The organism is Georgenia satyanarayanai, assembly GCF_023715365.1.
Taxonomy (GTDB): domain Bacteria; phylum Actinomycetota; class Actinomycetes; order Actinomycetales; family Actinomycetaceae; genus Oceanitalea; species Oceanitalea satyanarayanai_B.
Window position 1 is genome coordinate 1 of sequence record NZ_JAMBNZ010000011.1, and the last position, 19977, is coordinate 19977.

Sequence of the window (19977 nt, forward strand, 5' to 3'; positions counted from 1 at the left end):
GCCCCCACCTCCCGCCGACAGCCGGATTCTCCGGCACACCGGCCCCCCTCCCGCCGACAGCCGGATTCCTCCGGCGCACCGGTCCCCCTCTCCCGCCGACAGCCGGATTCCTCCGCGCCGGTGCTCCACACGTCTCGCCGGCGCGAGCGCTGTCCCCTGTGTCCCGGCACGGGCCGCTCTCACCGGCATCGGCGCCCGCATCGTCGGACCATGAAGCTCATCACCGAACCCTTCACGCTCCGCGGAGCCGCCCGGCACGGCCTCGACACCTATGCACTCACCGAGCTCTGCCGCGCCGGTGAACTCATCCGTCCTCATCAGGGCGTCTACATTCCGGTGGACCTGGCTGACAACCTCGACGCACGCATCGCGGCCACCGCTCTCGTGCTGCCGCGAGGCGCCGCAGTGGCACGTGAGTCGGCGGCCTGGATCCTCGGACTGGACGTGCGACCGCCTGAACGGTGGCGGGCGCCACCGCTTCTCGAGTGTCTGGTTCCCCTCGGCGCCGTGCGCCCGGACCGCCCGGGGATCAACGCCTTCATCAGCGACCTCCCGCCGGAGGACATCGCCATGGTGAGTGGGCTCCCTGTCACCACGCCGACCCGCACGGGAATGGACCTCGCCCGCTACCGGCCGCGCTTCATCGGCCTGGGGTCTGTCGACGCCCTCACCCATGCCGGGTTGACGACGATCGACGAGCTCGCGGCGGCTGCCGAGCGGCTGAACGGAAGGCGCTTCATCCGTCGCGCACGTGATGTCATCGATCTCTGTGAGCCCGCTGCCGAGTCACCTCCCGAGTCCTGGTGCCGGCTGCGCCTCATCGAGGCGGGGCTGCCTCGCCCGGTGGTCCAGATCAGCCTCACCGATGAGCACGGCCGGGAGGTTTACCGCCTCGACATGGGGATCCTCAAGGAACGGGTCGGTATCGAGTACGACGGCAGGGAGCACCATCTCCGGACCGTTGCCCAAGAGCGGCATGACGAGAGGCGTCGACGCGACATCCACGACCGCTTCCGGTGGACCGCACTGGCCACGACCTCGCGAGACATTCTGGGCCGCGAGCCGCTGCTCGAGCATGCGGTCATGGAGCTTCTCGGCATCTCGCTGGAGGTGCGGAGAAGGCGCTGGGAGCACGAGTAGCCGATCCAGCGATGGGGGTCGAGCCGGACAGGCTGCGGAGGAATCCGGCTCTCGACGCACGATGGAACGCGGGCCGAGAGCGCGGCACCCGCTGTGGAGGAATCCGGCTCTCGGCGCACGAGGAGAAGGCAAGGCGCTGGTCGAGAGCCGGGCAGGGAAGGCGAGGGGGACGTCACTGGGAGCTCGCCCGCCCGTGGGGTGACAATGGTCGGATGCCTGATGGCCCGCTCATCGTCCAGTCCGACAAGACCCTCCTCCTCGAGGTCGACCACCCGCGCGCCCGGGACGCCCGCCGCGCGATCGCCCCCTTCGCGGAGCTCGAGCGCGCCCCGGAGCACATCCACACCTACCGGCTCACGCCTCTGGGGCTGTGGAACGCGCGCGCCGCAGGACACGACGCCGAGCAGGTGGTGAGCGCGCTCATCGACTTCTCGCGCTACCCCGTCCCGCACTCCCTGCTCGTCGACGTCGCCGAGACGATGGACCGCTACGGGCGCCTGCGTCTGGTCGCCCACCCGGCCCACGGGCTGGTCCTGGAAAGCACGGACAACGCCGTGCTCGAGGAGGTGCTGCGGTCGAGGAAGATGGCCGGCCTCGTGGGTGAGCGGCTCGACCCGAGCACCGTCGTCGTCCACGCGAGCGAGCGCGGCCAGGTCAAGCAGGTGCTCGTCAAGCTCGGCTGGCCGGCGGAGGACCTCGCCGGGTACGTCGACGGCGAGGCGCACCCGATCGCCCTCGAGCAGGACGGCTGGGCGTTGCGGCCCTACCAGGAGGAGGCCGTCGACACGTTCTGGCACGGCGGCTCCGGCGTCGTCGTCCTCCCCTGCGGGGCGGGCAAGACCCTCGTCGGCGCGGGGGCGATGGCCCGCTCTGCGACGACGACGCTCATCCTCGTCACCAACACCGTCTCGGCCCGCCAGTGGCGCGACGAGCTGCTGCGCCGCACGACCCTCACCGAGGACGAGATCGGTGAGTACTCCGGGGCGCGCAAGGAGGTGCGACCGGTGACGATCGCGACCTACCAGGTGCTGACGACGAAGCGAAAGGGCCTCTACCCGCACCTCGAGCTGCTCGACGCCCGCGACTGGGGCCTCATCCTCTACGACGAGGTCCACCTGCTTCCGGCGCCGATCTTCCGGATGACGGCGGACCTGCAGGCGCGCCGCCGGCTCGGGCTCACCGCCACGCTCGTGCGCGAGGACGGCCGGGAGGACGAGGTCTTCTCGCTCATCGGCCCCAAGCGCTACGACGCGCCGTGGAAGGACATCGAGGCGCAGGGCTACATCGCGCCCGCCGAGTGCACCGAGGTGCGCCTGACCCTCCCGGACGGCGAGCGGATGGTCTACGCGACCGCCGAGGCGGAGGACCGGTACCGGCTCGCCGCGACGGCCGGTGGCAAGGAGCGCGTCGTGGAGGACGTCGTGCGCCGGCACCCCGGGGAACAGGTCCTCGTCATCGGGCAGTACCTCGACCAGCTCGAGGACCTCTCCGCGCGGCTGGACGCCCCCGTCATCACCGGCGCGACGAGCGTGACCCAGCGCGAGCAGCTCTTCGGGCAGTTCCGCGCCGGTGAGCTGCCGGTACTCGTGGTGTCGAAGGTCGCGAACTTCTCCATCGACCTGCCCGAGGCCTCGGTCGCGGTGCAGGTGTCCGGGTCTTTCGGCTCCCGGCAGGAGGAGGCGCAGCGGCTCGGCCGGCTGCTGCGGCCCAAGGCCGACGGCAAGACCGCGCACTTCTACACGGTCGTCACCCGCGACACCGTCGACCAGGAGTTCGCCGCCCACCGGCAGCGTTTCCTCGCCGAGCAGGGCTACTCCTACCGAATCGTCGACGCCGAAGACCTCAGCGACCGGGCTCTGCCCGCCGACGGCTGATCCCTCGCCAGACGGCCGGCCGGCTGCCCGAGGAATCCGGCTGTCGGCGGGGGTGAGGTGAGGCCCCCGGTACCCGAGGAATCCGGCTGTCGGCGGGGGTGAGGAACCCGGTACCGGAGGAATCCGGCTGTCGGCGGGGGTGAGGTGAGGCCCCCGGTACCGGAGGAATCCGGCTGTCGGCGGGGGTGAGGCCCCCGGTACCCGAGGAATCCGGCTGTCGGCGGAGCGGGCCGGTCAGGCGTAGGCGAGCTGGGTGATGCGCTCGAGGGTCGCCGCGGTGCGGCGGGTGAGCGCGGCGTCCTCGGGGTCCGGCGTGCCGGTGCGCACGCGCTCGGCGAAGCGCGCGACCTCCGTGCCGTACTGGTCCCCCTCGACCTCGACGACGGCGGTCTCCTCACCGTCGCGCTCGACGACGATCCGCGCCCGCCCCTCCCGCTGGTCCGCCCGGAACACGTCCGGCAGGTGGATCGTGCCCGCGCTGCCGATGAGGCGTGCCTCAGCGCGGAAGGCCGCGTCGAAGGAGCAGTGGAGGTTCGCCGTCACCGTCCCGTACCGCGCCGCGACCGAGACCCGGGTGGCCGCGCCGCCCGGCTCCTCGACCTGCGCGACCACGCCGAGGTCGTCCGGCTCGGCACCGGTGAGCCAGCCGAGCAGGTCCACCGGGTAGCAGCCGATGTCGTTGTGGGCGCCGCCGCCCAGGTCGCGGCGCAGCCGGATGTCGAGCGGCTCGGTGCGCGCCTGGACGAAGTGGAAGGAGGACTCGACGGTGACGAGCTCGCCGATCTCCCCGCCGTCAAGCATCTCGCGCACCCGCTGCAGCTGGGGGTGGTAGCGGTACATGAAGGCCTCGGCGACCTGGACGCCGGCCTGCCGGGCCGCCGCCTCGACGGCGTCGAGCTCGGCCACACCCTGGACGATCGGCTTCTCGCACAGCACGTGCTTGCCGGCCTCGACGGCGGCGATGGTCCACCGCGCGTGCTCGGTGTTGGGCAGCGGCACGTAGACGGCGTTGACCTGGGGGTCGGCGAGGAGCTCCTCGTGGCTCGCGTAGTGCCGGGCGATGTCGAGCCGCTGCGCGTAGTCCTGCGCGCGGCCGCTGGCCGAGCTCACCGCCACGACATCACCGGCACCGGCTCGCCGGATGGCCGGGATCACGGCCTTCTCCGCGATCCGCGCCGCACCGAGCACGCCCCACCGCACCACGTCCACCATCGAGCTCCTCCTCCTTGTCACGGGCTGCGGCCAGGCTAGCGCGACGCACCGACGGGCCCGCCCGACCGCCGTCGTCGTCCCGCAACCGGGCATGATGGGGCCCGACATGACGACGACGGGAGGCCAGGTGGACGAGGAGCGCGTGAGCGCCGAGCTCGTCGCCGTCATCACCGCGGTGCAGAACGACGTCCCGCTCGTCCTCACCACGGCCGACGGCCGGCTCCTGCCCTCGGGCCCGCTCCAGCCCGGCGGCGGGTCCATGCAGGCCGGCATGCGCTCCTGGGTCACCCGCCAGACCGGCTACGAGCTCGGCTACGTCGAGCAGCTCTACACCTACGCCGACCGCAGCCGCGGACCCAGTCCCGTCCTGGAGATCTCCTACCTCGGCCTCACCACCGTCTCCGCGGTGACGCCGGGCTGGCGCAGCTGGCTCGAGTACTTCCCCTGGGAGGACCAGCGGGCCGGCGACGGCGTGGTCGAGGCGGTCCTCGCCCCCGCCCTGGAGCGGTGGGCCACGACGACGGCGGACGACGACCTGGCCCAGCGGCGCCGTCTGCGCACCGCGGTGACCTTCGGGCTCGAGGACCATCCGTGGCTGCCCGAGCTGGCCCTCCAGCGCTACGAGCTCCTCTACGAGGCGCACCTCGTCCCCGAGTCGGGGGGCGCCGGCGCCCCCGGTCTGCCGATGCAGCGTGATCACCGCCGGATCCTCGCGACCGGCATCAGCCGCCTGCGGGCCAAGATCCAGTACCGGCCGGTCGTCTTCGAGATGCTCCCCGAGAGCTTCACCCTCGGTCGGCTGCAGACGACGGTCGAGGCGGTGGCCGGGCAGCCGCTCCACAAGCAGAACTTCCGGCGGCTCGTCGAGCAGCAGGAGCTCGTCGAGGAGACGGGCGAGCTAGACACGTCCACCGGTGGCCGTCCGGCCAAGCTCGTCCGCTTCCGGCGCGCCGTCCTCGACGAGCGCGAGGCTGTGGGGACCAAGCTGCCCATCGCCCGGCCCCGGTAGGCGCATTGCGCTGCACCGACGGGGAGGCGAAGATCGCAGGGTGAGCCAGACCTCCCCGCGGCGCCTGCGCGCCGTCCTCGTCGCCCCCCTCCTCGTCCTGCTCGGGCTCCTCGCCGGGCCGGCGGCCGCGGAGCCGCCGCTCTACCTCCAGGACCAGGTCACCGACGAGGCCGGCGTGCTCGACGGCGGGCAGGCCTCGGACATCGAGGACGCGGTCAGCGAGCTCCAGGAGGAGCGCGACGTCGACCTCTTCGTCGTCTACGTCGACACCTTCGACGGCATGGATCGCGAGGCCTGGGCACGGGAGACGATCAGCACCTCCGACCTCGGCACCGACGACGTCCTCCTCGCCGTCGCCGTCGAGGACCGCAACTACTGCCTGTGCGGGGACACCACGACGATCTCCGAGCAGGGTCTGCAGGCCGTCAGCACCCAGCACGTCGAGCCGGAGCTGCGGCAGGACAACTGGGGCCAGGCGGCCGTCGCCGCCGCCGAGGGCCTGCGCGAGTGGGACGGCAGCGGCGCGGGGGCGCCCGGAGCGGGGAGCAGCAGCAGCGGCGGGATCGGCTTCGGGACCATCTTCGTCATCGGCCTGCTCGTCATCGCGGCCATCTCGCTCTTCTCCTGGGTGCGCGGGCGGGGCAGGCAGGGCGCGGCCCCGCGCGGGCCTCGCGGCCAGGAGCTGCCCGCCGACCACCCGCTGCGGCTACCCACCGAGGAGCTCAGCAAGCGGGCCGGCTCCGCGCTCGTCGCCGTCGACGACGCCATCCGGTCCTCGGAGGAGGAGCTCGGCTTCGCGCGCGCCCAGTTCGGGCTGCAGGCCACCGACCGCTTCAGCAATGCTCTCGCCGAGGCGAGGGCGAAGGCCGCCCGGGCCTTCCAGGTGCGCCAGCTCCTGGACGACGACCAGCCCGAGACGGAGCCCCAGGCCCGCACGATGATGGCCGAGATCCTCACCCTGTGCGACGACGTCGCCACCACTCTCCACGAGCAGGCCTCCCACTTCGCCGAGCTGCGCGACATGCAGTCCCGGGCGCCGCAGGTGCTCGGGGAGATGGAGATCCGCGCCGGGGAGGTCGAGGGCCGGCTGCCCACCGCACGTGTCGTCCTCGACGGGCTCGCCGCTCGCTACCCCGCCTCCGCCCTCACCTCGATCTCCCAGAACCCGCAGCACGCGACCGGCCTCCTCGCGGGGGCGCGGGAAGCCATCGCCGAAGGACGGCGGCACGTCGAGGCCGATGACCGGGCGGCGGCCGTCGCCGCTGCCTACACCGCGCAGGAGGCGATCGGCCAGGCCGCGACCCTTCTCGACGCCGTGGACCGCGCCGGGGACGACCTCGCCCAGGCGGGGCAGCGGCTCGATGCCGCCCTCGCCTCCATCGGCTCCGACATCCGGGACGCCGCGCGCCTCGCGCCGGACGACGCCGTCGTCGCGCCCCGCGTCGCGGAGGCGCGCGCCGCGATCGAGCAGGGAACCCGCGCCCGCCAGGGCGGGGACCCGCTCGCCGCCCTCGAGCGGCTCAGCGCCGCCGAGGACGCCCTCGACGCCGCACTCGCGCCCTCCCGCCAGCTCGACGAGCGCCGCGAGCGCGCCCGCACCCAGCTCACGCACCGGCTCGACGCCCTCAACGCCCGCATCGGCGCGGTCTCCGACTTCATCCGCACCCGCCGCGGCGCCGTCGGCAGCGAGGCCCGCACCCGGCTGTCGGAGGCCACCCGGCTCGCCGAGCAGGCCGCCGCCCTCGCCGGCAGCGACCCCGAGCGCGCCCTCCTGCTCGTGCAGCAGGCCGAGCAGCGCATCGCGGCCGCCCAGCAGCTCGCCGAGCGGGACATCAACTCCTTCGGCGGCTTCGGTGGCGGATTCGGAGGCGGCTACGGCGGCCAGCGCGGCGGCGTCGACGTCGGTTCTCTCATCCTCGGCGGCATCCTCCTCGGCGGCGGCAACCGCCACAGCGGCTGGGGCGGCGGCGGCTTCGGCGGAGGCGGCGGTTTCGGCGGGGGCGGAGGCGGCTTCGGCGGAGGCGGAGGCGGCTTCGGCGGGGGCGGCGGACGCTTCTGAGAACCCGCGCCCAACTCGGGCACTTTTGCAAGAATCCATCTGGACCACACGACGAAGGGCAGCACCATGACCGAGAAGCAGAGCATTCTGGGGCGTATCGCCCAGCTGACGCGGGCGAACCTCAACGCGCTCATCGACCGCGCGGAGGACCCGCAGAAGATGCTCGACCAGCTCGTGCGCGACTTCACGAACTCGATCGTGGAGGCCGAGGAGGCGGTGGCGGTGACGATCGGCAACCTGCGCCTCGCCGAGCAGGACCACTCCGCGGACCTCGAGGAGGCCCGCGACTGGGGCAACAAGGCCCTCGCCGCGTCGAACAAGGCCGACGAGATGCGCGGAGCGGGCAACGCCGCCGAGGCGCAGCGCTTCGACGACCTCGCGAAGATCGCCATCACCAAGCAGATCGCCGCCGAGCAGGAGGCCCGTGACGCCGAGCCGATGATCGCCTCGCAGAACGAGGTGGTCGACAAGCTCAAGACCGGCCTCACCCAGATGCGCACCAAGCTCGAGGAGCTGAAGTCCAAGCGCGACCAGCTCGTCGCCCGCGCCAAGACCGCCGAGGCCCAGGGCAAGGTCCAGAGCGCGATCTCCTCCATCAACGTCCTGGACCCCACGACGGAGATCTCCCGCTTCGAGGAGCAGGTCCGCAAGGAGGAGGCCCGCGTCGCCGGCCGCGCCGAGATCAACGCCGGCTCCCTCGAGTCGCAGTTCGCCGAGCTCGAGGACTACGGCACCAAGAGCGAGGTCGAGCTGCGCCTCGCCGCCCTCAAGCAGGGCAAGACGCCGGGCCAGATCGAGGCCTGAGCCACCAGCCGTCCCACCGTGTGGGGTTCGGGTCGGTGACCGACCCGGGCCCCGCACGGTCTCCCCGGACACGACGCGGCCCGGCAGCCGCCGTCGTCGTCCACTCGTCGCTAAGGTGACCCCATGCCCGACGCGCCGCGCACGTACCTGCTCATCGACGGTGAGAACATCGACGCCACCCTGGGGATGAGCGTCCTCGGCCGGCGGCCGGCCCCCGAGGAGCGTCCCCGCTGGGACCGCATCCTCGACTTCGCCCACGCCGCGTTCGACCAGCCGGCCAAGGGCCTGTTCTTCCTCAACGCGAGCTCCGGGCAGATGCCGATGAGCTTCGTCCAGGCGCTGCTCGCGATGAGCTTCCACCCGATCCCGCTGTCCGGCCTCTCCTCGGAGAAGGTCGTCGACATCGGCATCCAGCGCACCCTCGAGGCGATCGCGGACCTGCCCGAGGGCGACGTCCTCCTCGCCAGCCACGACGGCGACTTCCTCCCCCAGGTGGAGCAGCTCGTCGACGCCGGCCGCCAGGTGGGCGTCATCTGCTTCCGGGAGTTCGTCAACCACCAGCTCACCGAGCTGACCTCCCGCGGGCTGCGGATCTTCGACCTCGAGGACGACCTCGGCGCCTTCCAGACGCCGCTGCCCCGCGTGCGGATCATCCCGCTCACGAGCTTCGACCCGAGCCGCTACCTCTGACCGTGACGAGCCTGCTCGTACGGCGGGCACGGCTCGTGCCGGTCGCCTCCCGCCGCGGCGCCCCCTCCCCGGGCGGCGCCGTCGTCGACGTGCGGGTGACCGACGGGCGCGTCGTCGAAGTCGGGCCGGGGCTCGCGGCCGGTGGCGAGGAGCTGGACGCGGACGGCCGCTGGCTGATCCCCGGGCTGTGGGACCAGCACGTCCACAGCGGCCAGTGGGCGCGGTCCTTCACCCGCATCGACCTCACGACGGCGCGGAGCGCGGCCGACGCGGTGGCGACGGTGCGGGCGGCCGTTGCCGCCCGTCCGCCCGCCCCGGGCGTGCTCGTCGAGGGCTACGGCTTCCGTGACGCGCTGTGGCCCGACCTGCCGACGACGACGGCGCTGGACCGGGCGGCACCGGGCGTCGCCGTGGTCCTCGTCTCGGGAGACGTCCACTGCGGCTGGCTGAGCAGCGCCGCGATGCGGCAGCTGCGGGTCGCGCCCCGCGACGGGCTCGTCCGCGAGCACGAGTGGTTCGACGTCCTCGCCGCGATCGGGCGGCTGCCGCAGTCCGACGACGACGGGCTGCGGGCGGCGATGGCCGCAGCGGCGGCCCGCGGGGTGGTCGGCGTCGTCGACATGGAGTTCGCGGCCAACCACCGCGGGTGGCCCGAGCGGGTGGCCGCGGGTCTGGACGCGCTGCGGGTGCGCACCGGCGTCTACGCCGACGACCTCGACGACGTCCTCGCCGCCGGTCTGCGCACCGGCGACCCGCTGCCTGGCGGACGCAACCTGCTCACGATGGGGCCGGTCAAGGTCATCTCCGACGGCGCGCTCAACACGCGCACCGCCTTCTGCCACGAGCCCTACACCGCCGTCGGCGCCGACGCCGGAGCCGGGGCGGGGCACGGGGAGCAGACGGTCCCGCCGGCCGAGCTGCGTGAGCTCATGCACCGCGCCGCCGGGGCGGGGTTGACGACGGCCGTGCACGCCATCGGGGACGCCGCCGTCACGATCGTCCTGGACGCCTACGAGGCGACCGGTGCCCGCGGGACCGTCGAGCACGCCCAGCTGGTCGCCGCGGCCGACGTGCCCCGCTTCGCGTCGCTCGGGGTGGTGGCCAGCGTGCAGCCGGCGCACCTGCTCGACGACCGCGACCTCGTCGAGGCCGCGTGGCCCGGCCGCGCGGAGCGGACGTTCCCGCTGCGGCACCTGCTCGACGCCGGCACGGAGCTGCGCTTCGGCTCCGACGCACCCGTCGCGCCGCTCGACCCGTGGCTCGCCATGGCCGCCGCCGTCGCCCGCACCGCCGATGAGCGCCCGCCGTGGACCCCCGCCCAGTGCCTCACGCCCGCCGAGGCGCTCGCCGCGAGCACCGACGGGTGGGGCACCGTCGCCCCCTGCCACCCCGGCGACCTCGTCCTCCTCGACGCCGACCCACTCGCACCCGGCACCGACCTGCGCACCGTCCCCGTCGCCGTCACCATCCTCGCCGGCCGCGTCACCCATGCAGCGGGTGTTCAGGAAAGTTCCAGGTAGGAGCGGCAGACTTGGTTCATGACCGGGGACCAGGCACGCCTGCTCGTCGTCGACGACGAGCCGAACATCCGTGAGCTCCTCACGACGTCCCTGCGCTTCGCGGGCTTCGAGGTCGTCGCCGCCGCGGACGGCAACGAGGCGATCCACCTGGCCGTGGAGGCCGAGCCGGACCTCATCGTCCTCGACGTCATGCTGCCCGACATGGACGGCTTCACCGTCACCCGCCGCCTGCGCGAGCGCGGCCACCACACCCCGGTCCTCTTCCTCACGGCCCGCGACGACATGTCCGACAAGGTTACCGGCCTGACCGTGGGCGGTGACGACTACGTGACCAAGCCCTTCAGCCTCGAGGAGGTCGTCGCCCGCATCCGGGCGATCCTGCGCCGCACCCAGCAGCAGGAGCCGGACGAGGGCGTGCTGCGCTACGCCGACCTCGAGCTCGACGAGGACGCCCACGAGGTCCGTCGTGCCGGGCGTGTCATCGAGCTGTCCCCCACCGAGTTCAAGCTGCTGCGGTACCTCATGGTCAACGCCGGCCGCGTGCTGTCAAAGGCGCAGATCCTCGACCACGTGTGGGAGTACGACTGGGGCGGCGACGGCGCGATCGTCGAGTCCTACATCTCCTACCTGCGCCGCAAGATCGACGGCCGCGGCACCGACGGCGAGAAGCCCGTCCCGCTCATCCACACCCGCCGCGGGGTCGGGTACATGCTCCGCGAGCCCACCGGATGACTCTGCACGAGCGCCTGAGCGCGGTCCCGATCCGCCACCGGCTCGTGCTCATCGTCGTCGTCGTGCTCGGCCTGGGCCTCACCGTGGCGGGGACGGCCACCGGCACCCTCCTCCGTGCCTACCTGCTCGAGCGGACCGACGAGCAGATCGCGACGGCGGCACGGAACGTCAACGTCGACACCCTCGAGCGGCTGAGCGCCGAGCCGGACGCGGGGTCCGTCATGCCGTCCGACTACTTCCTCAGCCTCCGTCTGCCCGGCACCACCCCGTTCGACATCTACGCCAAGTGGACCCCATCGCGCTTCGGCACGCCGGAGCTGCCCGACACAGTGTCGACGCTCGGTGAGGCCTACACCGTGGGCAGCGACGTGTCCGGCCAGCGGTGGCGCGCCGTCACCTACGGCGTGCAGGACGCCCCCACCGGCACGACGCTCACCGTCGCCCTCCCGCTCGAGGGTGCCGACGAGACCGCGTACCAGGTCGCCCGGACGATCGTCGTCTCCGGGGTCCTCATCATCCTCCTCGGCGCGGCGCTCAGCTGGTTCGCCGTCGAGCGCGCCCTGCGTCCGCTGCGGCAGATCGAGCAGACGGCCGGCGCGATCGCCGCCGGCGACCTCTCCCAGCGGGTGCCGGAGAAGAACCCGCACACCGAGGTGGGGCGGCTGTCGCACTCGCTCAACACGATGCTCGCCCAGATCGAGCAGGCCTTCGCCGCCCAGGCGGCCTCGGAGAGCCGCATGCGCCGCTTCGTCTCCGACGCGAGCCACGAGCTGCGCACCCCGCTCGCCACGGTCCGCGGCTACGGCGAGCTCTACCGGATGGGCGCGATCCCCGGGGCTGAGCTGCCCGCGGCGATGGCCCGCATCGAGAGCGAGGCGAGCCGCATGGGTGGCCTGGTCACCGACCTCCTCCAGCTCGCCCGCCTCGACGAGGGCCGTCGCCTCGCCCGCGAGCCCGTCGACCTCGCCGTCCTCGCCCACGACGCCGTCGCGGACCTCCGCGCTCTGGACCCCGGGCGCACCGCGGCGCTCGTCCCGCTGGCGGAGGGCATTCCCAGCCCGGACGCGATGGTCGTCCTCGGCGACGAGAACGCCCTGCGCCAGGTGCTGTCCAACCTCACCGGCAACGTCGTACGGCACACCCCGGCGCGCACTCCCGTCGAGGTGGCGGCCGGACGAGAGGGCCGACACGTCGTCGTCGAGGTCCGTGATCACGGGCCCGGCATCTCGCCCGAGCACGCAGAGCGAGTCTTCGAGCGCTTCTACCGCCTCGACGACTCCAGGGCACGCTCCTCCGGCGGCTCCGGACTCGGGCTGGCGATCGTCTCCGCCCTCATCGCCGCGCACGGCGGCACGGCGCGGGTGCTCCCCACCCCCGGGGGCGGCACGACGGTCCGCATCACACTCCCGGCCGCCGGGTAGCCGCCGGTCCTGGCGGGTCCCTGACAGATCGCGCCACAACGGCGCCGGCAGTGACGCGACACGCCGACGACACGCCGATGCTGGCCGTCCCCCCGCCGGCGTCGGAAGCTCCTTGTGGCGGGATCCGGACGCCGGCGCGGGCGCGGGCCGCGCGGCGGGGTACCAGCCGGTCCACAGCGGAGACCTGCATCTGCGCTGCCCACAGTTATTGCTCGTCTTCCGACCCGCGATCGGGCTCCGGTCCACGCTTCCGTCATGGATGTGGTCGAGAGGCTGGCCGAGCTGGGCGGCGTCGCCCGCCGCTCGGAGCTGGTCGGTTCAGCGGCGGACCGACGTGCGCTCGCAGAGGCAGTCGCCCTCGAGGCTCTGCGTGACCTCGGAGGTGGCTGGGTCGCCGCCGTGGACGCCGATGCGGCCGTCGTGGCCGCCCGCCGGTTCAACGGCACCATCACCTGCGTCAGCGCGGCCCCCTTCTACACGCTGCAGCAGCTCAGAGCTCCCGAGCGCGTGCACATGGCCGTCCCGCGCGTCCGAGGCGCTCGTCCGACGCCTCTGCGTCGTGAGGTCGTCGTGCACCGCGAATCGAGATGGACCCGCCCGCCCGGCCTCGGTCCACCAGTTGCACCACTGGCGGAGGTCCTCGCCCGGGTCCTCCGGTGCCGCGCCGAGGAGGAGGCGGTCACCATGGTCGACTCCGCGCTGCAGCTCGGACAGATCACGGTGGACGAGATCGACCGCATCCTCGAAGGTCCCGGCAGTCTCCGGGCACAGACGGCGCTCCAGCGCTGTGACGGCCGCAGCCGTTCGGCGATCGAGACGCTCGCGCGGCTTGCCCTCCGTGCTGCGGGGTACAGCGTCGAGGCCGGCGTCCCGATCGCAGGCGTCGGCGAGGTCGATCTGGTCGTGGCCGGAAAGGTGGTCGTCGAGTGTGACGGGTTCAGCTACCACTCGGGCCGGCACGAGTACCGGGAGGATCGCCGGCGAGACCGAGCTCTCGCCGCACTGGGCTACGTCACCCTGCGGTTCACCTGGGAGGACATCATGAACAATCCCGGGGTGGTCGTCGCTGCCGTCAGGGCCGTGCTCGAGCGGAAGCAATCGGCACGCTAGAGACGGGCCGCGCGCGGATCGCGCCACAACCACCGCCAGACGGGCCGTGGATCGCCGGCATCACGCGAAGCCTCGCGCTCGCTCACTGCCTGATGAGCCTCTTTGTGGCGCGATTGGCGAACTGAGTGGCTAGGCGTCGTAGATCTCCACCTCAGCGGCCTTGACGACGAGGACGACGTCGTCTCCCACTCCGATCTGCAGGGCGCTGAGAGATGCCGGGGTCACGTCCGCGGCGAGGCGGGAGCCCGACGCCGTCTCCCCGCGCACCCGGACGAGGGCTCCCTGCTGCTCCAGCCCCGTCACCCTTACCGGCAGCACGTTGCGCGGACTGCCGCCCGGGGCGGCCCGGTGAACCGCCACCGCGCGCGGGGAGAACGCAGCGGCGGCGCGACCCGTCGTCGCCGGCTGCGCGTTCGCGAGCCCGTGGACGACGTCGTCACCGGCCCGCACGGCGGCCGTCGCCACCCGCTCGCCGAGGAGCAGGTTGACCCCCGCGAGCCGCGCACCGAAGCCGGACCGCGGCCGACCGAGCACCTCCGCCGTGGTCCCCTGCTCGACGACGCGGCCTCCCTCGAGCACGATGACGTCGTCGGCGAAGGCGAGGACGTCGAGGAGGTCGTGGGTGACGACGACGGCGGCCCGCCCGGAGCCACGCAGCGCCGCGCGCAGGACCTGGCGCAGCTGGGCCGCGGCGTCGACGTCGAGGGCGGAGAGGGGCTCGTCGAGCAGGAGGAGGTGCGGGTCCGGCGCGAGCGCACGGGCGAGGGCCACGCGCTGCGCCTGCCCGCCGGACAGCCGGTGGACGCGCCGCTCGGCGAGCGCCTCCGCGCCCACCTCCGCCAGCCGGGTCCGCGCCACCTCGTCGGCCGCGCGGCGTGCCACCCCGCGGGCGCGGGGGCCGAAGGCGACGTTGGCGAGGACGTCGAGGTGGGGCAGGAGGAGCGGCTCCTGGGCGAGGAGCGAGATCCGGCGCTCGTGCGGCGGCACCCAGGCCCCCTCCCCCGCCACCCGCCGCCCGGCCACCTGGACCTCACCGCTGCCGGGCCGTACGGTGCCCGCCGCAAGCCCGAGCACCGTGGACTTACCCGCGCCGTTGGGCCCGAGCAGCGCGAGGACCCGGCCCGCCGGGACGGTCAGCTCGACCTCCACGTCCCGCTCCGGGACGGCCGCCCGGACGCTGAGGGCCGACGCGCTCACGAGCCCGCCCCGCCGCGCCGGGGGCGCTGGGTGAGCAGCACGATGCCCGCCGCCACGACGACGAGCACGAGCGACAGGGCGATCGCGGCGTCGGGGTCCGTCTCCCGCTGGAGGTAGATCTCCAGCGGGAGGGTCCGGGTGACGCCCTGGAGGGAGCCGGCGAAGGTGAGCGTGGCGCCGAACTCCCCGAGGCAGCGGGCGAAGGCCAGTGCCGTCCCCGAGCCGAGGGCGGGCATGAGCAGCGGAATCGTCACGCGGCGCAGCACGGTCGTCGGGCGGGCGCCGAGAGTGGCGGCCACGACCTCGTGCCGACGCCCGGCAGTTCGCGCGGCGCCCTCGACGGCGATGACGAGGAAGGGCAGGGCGACGAAGGTCTGGGCGAGCACCACCGCCGTCGTCGAGAAGGCGATGTCGATGCCGAGCACCTCGAGCCGCTGCCCGAGGAGGCCACGGCGGCCGAAGGTCGTGAGCAGGGCGAGCCCGGAGACCACGGGCGGCAGGACCAGCGGGAGGAGGACCACCGTGCGTACCACCCGGGCGCCGGGCAGCCGGCCCCAGGCGAGCACGAGGGCGAGGGGCACGCCCAGCACGACGGCGAGGACGGTGGCGGCGGCCGAGGTCCGCAGGCTGAGGGCGAGCGCAGCGAGCGAGGCCTCGGAACCGAGGAGGGTGGGCAGCTCCACCCACGGCACGCGCAGCAGCATCCCGAGCACCGGCAGGGCGATGAGCAGGACGCCGACGGCGGCGGGCACGATTGCCCAGCGCGGCAAGCCACCGAGGTGGTCGCCGGGCAGCGCCACCCCGCGGCGGTCCCGGACGGCGGTCACGGCGCGCCGAACCCGGCGTCGCCGAGCAGCGCACGGCCCTCCGGGCCGACGAGCAGCTCGACCCACGCGCCGGCCAGCTCGGGGCCGGCGGCGCCGGCGGTCAGGGCCACCGGGTACCGGTTGACGACCTCCTCCGCCCGGGGGACGGTGATCGTCTCGACGGTGTCCCCCGCGGCGGCCGCGTCGGTCCGGTAGACGAGCCCGGCGTCCGCCTGCCCGCTCGTCACCTTGCCGAGGACGTCCGTCACGCTGCCCTCCTCGCTCACCGGCGCGAGGGAGGCCCCGAGGAGGTCGGCGAGCGCCGCGGTCGCCGCGCCGCACGGCACCTGCGGTGCACAGACGACGAGGGCGGCGTCCTCGAGGCTCTCGTCCAGGCCGGTCACGCCGGCCGGGTTCCCGCTCGGGACGACGAGCGTGAGGACGTTGCGCGCGAAGACCTGCGGCTCGCCGGCGACGGTCCCGGCCGCGACGGCGCGCGCCATCGTCGTCTCGTCCGCGGTGGCGAGCACGTCGGCCGGGGCGCCGGCGTCGAGCTGTGCGACGAGGTCGGAGGAGCCCGCGAAGGAGAGGATCACCTCCGTCCCGGGGTGCTGCTCGGTGAAGACCTCGGCGAGGTCCTCGAACACGCCGTGGAGGGACGCCGCAGCGAGGACGGTGAGGCGCTCGTCCGGCGCCGCGGCGCTCCCCGCGTCCGCCCCGCCGCAGGCCGCCAGGCCCAGGGCCGCGACGACGGCGGCGGCGAGGCCCGGCCTGCGCGTCACCGGGTCTCCCGGGGTGCTTCCACGATGACGGTCGTCGCCTTGACGACGGCGGAGGCGAGGGAGCCGGGCTCGAGCCCGAGCTCCTCGACGGCCTCGGCGCTCATGAGGGAGACGACTCGGAAGGGTCCGCACTGGAGGTCGACCTGGGCCATGACGCCGTCGGCCCGGACCCTGGTAACCAGTCCGGTGAAACGGTTGCGGGCGGAGCTGGAGACCCCACCGACCTCCTGCAGCTGGCGCCGCTCGGCAAGCTCCTGGGCGTAGCGGGCGAGCTCGGCGCCGTCGAGGACCTTGCGCCCGGCGTCGTCGGTGCCGGCGGTGAGGTGTCCGTCGTCGACCCAGCGACGGACGGTCAGCCCTCCACCTCGCTGGCGAGGTCGGACTCGTAGAGGCTCTCGAGCTCGGTCTGGACCGTGCCCATCTCCTCCGCCACGTCGACGTCGGAGGTGAGGATCCGCTGGAGCGTCTGGGAGAGCAGGAGGTCACCACCGGGCACGAAGACGCGCGCGAAGTCCTGGACGCGGGCCCGGCTCAGCTGCTCGACCGCCGTCTCGAACTGCGGCCGCTCCGCGTAGACCTCGGACATGTCGGCCTCCGTGTGCACCGGGACGTACCCGGTCGCCGCGGAGAACTTCGCGGTGGACTCCGGGCTCGTCATGTGGCCCATGAACATCGCCGCGGCGAGCTGACGCTCCGGCGTGCTGTCCGAGGCGATCATGAGGCCCGCGCCGCCTGTCGGCGTCTCCCCCTCGGCGGCCGGACCGCCGGGCAGGAACGCGGTCCCGACCTCGAAGCTCGCGGTCTCGAGGATGCCTCCCAGCGACCCGGTGGACTGGACGATCTGGCTGGCCGCACCGGAGGAGAAGTTGTCGGCCGGGTCGCCAGAGGCGACCGAGGCCCAGTCCCCCACCGCGCCCTGGGCGAACTCCAGGGCCTCGACCGTCTCCGCGGAGGCGACCGGGGAGAAGTCCCACTCCTCGGACCAGGAGCCGCCGTAGCCCCAGACGATGTTGGCCATCCACCACGCGGGGTACTGGTCCTGCGGCGGGAAGGCGAAGGCGGTGTCGGCGACCCCGGCCTCCATCAGCTGGCGGGACACCTCGGCGACCTCGTCCCACGTCTCCGGCGGGGCCTCGATGCCCGCCTCCTCGTAGTGGTCGACGTTGTAGTAGAAGAGCGGGGTCGAGCGGGCGTAGGGCACGCCGTAGTGACTGTCCTCGTAGAGATAGTCCTCGTAGAGCGCCTCGACGTACCCGGACGTGTCGACCTCGGCGGCCTCGAGGAGGTCGTCGACCGGCGTGAGTGCGTCGTTGAGGTAGTTGGGGAACCAGGTGGCGTCGGACAGGACGACGACGTCGACCTCGGCGCTGCCCTGCGCCGTCTGGAAGCGGGTGGAGGTCTCCTCGTAGTTGGCCCCGGAGGTCACGACGTTGACGGCGATGCCGGTCTCCTCCGTGAACTCGGCGATGAGCTCGTTCTCGACGTCGGCCGAGCCGCCGGGGTGGTTGGTCCAGAAGGTGATCTCGTCGGCGGGCTCGACGCCCTCGAGGTCGGTCCCTGTCGGGTCATCGGTGGCGTCGCCGCCGCCGCTCGTGTCGGGACCGCAGGCGGTCAGGGCCAGGGCGGCGACGCCGAGGACGGCGGCGCCGCGGGTGACGCGGCGAAGTGGCTTGCGCATTGGGCGTTTCTCCTTCAGATCGGTGTGGGCGAGGGGCAGGGCGTCACTTGACGGCGCCCTGCGTGAGGCCGGCGACGACGTAGCGCTGCAGCGCGGCGAAGATGACGAGGACGGGGACGGTCACCATGACCGCACCGGCCATGAGGATGCCGTAGCTACCGGTCTGCGACTCGATGGACTGCAGCAGGTTGAGGCCGACCGGCAGGGTCATCTTGTCCGGGGAGTCGATGATGATGAGCGGCCACAGGAAGTTGTTCCACTCGTTGACGATGGTGACGAGCGCGACGGTGGCGATCGCGGGCACGGACACGGGGACGGCGATCTGGAAGAGCTTGCGCCCGTGGCCCGCGCCGTCGAGCTCGGCGGCCTCGAAGAGCTCCTTCGGCAAGGCCTTGAAGTGCTGGCGCAGCAGGAAGGTGCCGAACGCGGTACCCAGGCCGGGCAGGATGATGCCCCACAGCGTGTTCCGGCCACCGAGGGCCGTGACGGTGAGGTAGTTCGGCAGCATCGAGACCTCGGGCGGCACCATGAGGGCCACGAGGATCCCGAGGAAGATGAGGTTCGCCCCGGGGACCCGGATGAACACGAGGGCGTACGCCGTCGTCACCGCGAGCAGCACCTTGATGCCGGCCCCGACGACCGTGACGACGACGCTGTTGCCCAGCACCGTGAGCAGCGGCACCCGCGCGGCGACTGCCCCGTAGTTGTCCAGGGTGGGGTCCTGCGGCAGGAGCGCCGGGCTCAGGGTGACGATCTCGCCCGCGGGCTTGAAGCTCGACAGGATCATCCACACCAGCGGCAGCACGATGATGACGAGCGCGATGAGGATCGGCAGGTAGCCCGCGAGGATCGTGTCGGTGAGGTTGCGCGGGGCGAAGGCCTTGGCGAGGTCGGACGTGCGACGGCGGCGCGGGTGCGGGGCGGCCGTCCCGCCGGCCGCGGGCACGGGGCTCACCACGGTTCGATCGGTCACTGGTAGTGCACCTTCCGCTCGACATAGCGCAGCTGCACCGCGGTGATGAGGAACAGGGTGAAGAAGAGGACGACGGCGATGGCCGCGGCGTAGCCAGCCCGCTGGTAGGCGCCAAAGGACTGGAGGTAGATCTCGAAGATGATCGTGTTCGTGCCGTGCCCGGTGGGCGTCATCGTCCGCAGAATGTCGAAGGCGTTGGTCATCGAGAAGATGATGTTGGTGACGAGCAGGAAGAACACCGTGGGCGTGAGCAGCGGCAGCACGATGGAGAAGAAGCGCCGCACCGGCCCCGCCCGGTCGAGGGTGGCCGCCTCCATGAGGTCCTGGGGCACCGACTGCAGGCCCGCGAGGAAGACGACGGCGCAGTAGCCGAGGTTCTTCCAGACGTAGACGATGAGGACCATGACCAGGGCCCAGTCCTCGTCGAGGTACCACTCCGGGGACGCGATCCCGAAGAAGCCCAGGATGTGGCGCAGCGCGCCGATGCTCGGGTCGAAGATGAAGTTCCACACCATGGCCACGCCCACGCCCGAGAGCACGTAGGGCGCGAAGACGGCGGTCCGGGCCACCGTGCGGCCCGGGATCTTCTTGTTGAGGACGAGGGCGATGAGCAGCCCGAGGACCATCGACCCGAGGACCGCCCCGGCGGTGAACAGACCGGTGACCCGCCAGACCTCGAGCCCCGAGGGCGAGGTGAAGAAGCGGGCGTAGTTGTCCAGCCCGACCGGCGTGGCGCGCGGTGAGCCGAGCCGCCAGTCGAGCGTCGAGTAGTAGATGTTGCTGAACAGCGGGTAGTAGATGAACGCGAGGATCAGCAGGATGTTGGGCCCGGCGAAGAGCAGGAACAGCGACCAGTTCCGCGACAGCCGCTTGCGGCGGGCTCGGGTGCGTACCCGGGCCCGTTCGGTCTGCTCGTCCAGTTCTGCGGGCATCTCACGTCCGATCTGCGCCGTCCGCGTAGATCGGGCGC

The 19977-nt window shown here is 73.0% G+C and carries 18 protein-coding genes; 10 read left to right on the forward strand and 8 right to left on the reverse strand.

All coding sequences use genetic code 11. The features are described 5' to 3' along the window. Nucleotides 1-210 precede the first annotated feature (210 nt). Together M3148_RS12965 and M3148_RS12970 are read left to right on the forward strand one after the other, a co-directional pair. Nucleotides 211-1140 carry a type IV toxin-antitoxin system AbiEi family antitoxin domain-containing protein gene (locus M3148_RS12965; protein WP_251305127.1) on the forward strand — a complete coding sequence of 310 codons (930 nt, stop codon included), beginning with the start codon at nt 211-213 and terminating at the stop codon, nt 1138-1140. 212 nt (nt 1141-1352) lie between these two features. Beyond that, entirely contained in the window at nt 1353-3014 is a 1662-nt protein-coding gene (locus M3148_RS12970) for a DNA repair helicase XPB (protein WP_251305128.1), read from the forward strand. A 234-nt stretch (nt 3015-3248) separates the two neighbouring features. Here M3148_RS12970 and M3148_RS12975 read toward each other — a convergent pair whose 3' ends face one another. Further along, nucleotides 3249-4226, reverse strand: a complete 978-nt coding sequence (locus tag M3148_RS12975; protein WP_251305129.1) for a Gfo/Idh/MocA family protein — start codon at nt 4224-4226, stop codon at nt 3249-3251. Between the two features lie 106 nt (nt 4227-4332). Here M3148_RS12975 and M3148_RS12980 point away from each other — a divergent pair, with 106 nt between their 5' ends. The 8 genes from M3148_RS12980 to M3148_RS13020 all read left to right on the forward strand — a co-directional run bounded on the left by M3148_RS12980 (nt 4333) and on the right by M3148_RS13020 (nt 13571). After that, nucleotides 4333-5235 carry an NUDIX hydrolase gene (locus M3148_RS12980; RefSeq protein ID WP_251305130.1) on the forward strand — a complete coding sequence of 301 codons (903 nt, stop codon included), beginning with the start codon at nt 4333-4335 and terminating at the stop codon, nt 5233-5235. 40 nt (nt 5236-5275) lie between these two features. Beyond that, entirely contained in the window at nt 5276-7294 is a 2019-nt protein-coding gene (locus tag M3148_RS18000; RefSeq protein ID WP_308203250.1) for a TPM domain-containing protein, read from the forward strand. 66 nt (nt 7295-7360) lie between these two features. Further along, a complete protein-coding gene (locus tag M3148_RS12995) occupies nt 7361-8098 on the forward strand; it encodes a PspA/IM30 family protein (RefSeq protein WP_251305131.1) in 738 nt (245 codons plus the stop codon). 123 nt (nt 8099-8221) lie between these two features. Further along, the gene (locus tag M3148_RS13000) at nt 8222-8788 is read left to right on the forward strand and encodes an NYN domain-containing protein (protein ID WP_251305132.1); all 567 of its coding nucleotides are present in this window, start codon (nt 8222-8224) and stop codon (nt 8786-8788) included. A 2-nt stretch (nt 8789-8790) separates the two neighbouring features. Further along, complete coding sequence (locus M3148_RS13005; RefSeq protein WP_251305133.1) at nt 8791-10308, forward strand: amidohydrolase; 1518 nt, start codon at nt 8791-8793, stop codon at nt 10306-10308. Nucleotides 10309-10326: 18 nt separating this feature from the next. Continuing rightward, a complete protein-coding gene (locus M3148_RS13010) occupies nt 10327-11040 on the forward strand; it encodes a response regulator transcription factor (RefSeq protein WP_251305134.1) in 714 nt (237 codons plus the stop codon). Continuing rightward, complete coding sequence (locus M3148_RS13015; RefSeq protein WP_251305135.1) at nt 11037-12461, forward strand: sensor histidine kinase; 1425 nt, start codon at nt 11037-11039, stop codon at nt 12459-12461. The genes M3148_RS13010 and M3148_RS13015 overlap by 4 nt, the downstream gene beginning before the upstream one ends. Nucleotides 12462-12716: 255 nt before the next feature. Continuing rightward, the gene (locus tag M3148_RS13020; protein ID WP_251305136.1) at nt 12717-13571 is read left to right on the forward strand and encodes an endonuclease domain-containing protein; all 855 of its coding nucleotides are present in this window, start codon (nt 12717-12719) and stop codon (nt 13569-13571) included. Nucleotides 13572-13700: 129 nt separating this feature from the next. On the opposite strand, the gene M3148_RS13025 is transcribed toward M3148_RS13020, so the two are convergent. From M3148_RS13025 to M3148_RS13055, 7 genes are all read right to left on the reverse strand, one after another. Then, entirely contained in the window at nt 13701-14768 is a 1068-nt protein-coding gene (locus tag M3148_RS13025; protein WP_251305137.1) for a sulfate/molybdate ABC transporter ATP-binding protein, read from the reverse strand. Further along, a complete protein-coding gene (locus M3148_RS13030) occupies nt 14765-15595 on the reverse strand; it encodes an ABC transporter permease (RefSeq protein WP_251305138.1) in 831 nt (276 codons plus the stop codon). Before M3148_RS13030 ends, M3148_RS13025 begins: the two co-directional genes overlap by 4 nt. Next, on the reverse strand, nt 15592-16356 hold the full coding sequence (gene modA, locus M3148_RS13035; protein ID WP_251305139.1) for a molybdate ABC transporter substrate-binding protein: 765 nt from the start codon (nt 16354-16356) through the stop codon (nt 15592-15594). The genes M3148_RS13030 and modA overlap by 4 nt, the downstream gene beginning before the upstream one ends. Further along, complete coding sequence (locus M3148_RS18905; RefSeq protein ID WP_440136953.1) at nt 16353-16508, reverse strand: TOBE domain-containing protein; 156 nt, start codon at nt 16506-16508, stop codon at nt 16353-16355. Before M3148_RS18905 ends, modA begins: the two co-directional genes overlap by 4 nt. A gap of 200 nt (nt 16509-16708) precedes the next feature. Further along, nucleotides 16709-18034 (reverse strand): ABC transporter substrate-binding protein, encoded by a 1326-nt coding sequence (locus M3148_RS13045; protein ID WP_251305140.1) that lies wholly within the window; start codon nt 18032-18034, stop codon nt 16709-16711. Nucleotides 18035-18077: 43 nt separating this feature from the next. Further along, nucleotides 18078-19007, reverse strand: a complete 930-nt coding sequence (locus M3148_RS13050) for a carbohydrate ABC transporter permease (RefSeq protein WP_440136954.1) — start codon at nt 19005-19007, stop codon at nt 18078-18080. Beyond that, a complete protein-coding gene (locus M3148_RS13055; protein WP_251305141.1) occupies nt 19004-19939 on the reverse strand; it encodes a carbohydrate ABC transporter permease in 936 nt (311 codons plus the stop codon). Before M3148_RS13055 ends, M3148_RS13050 begins: the two co-directional genes overlap by 4 nt. Between the last annotated feature and the right edge of the window lie 38 nt (nt 19940-19977).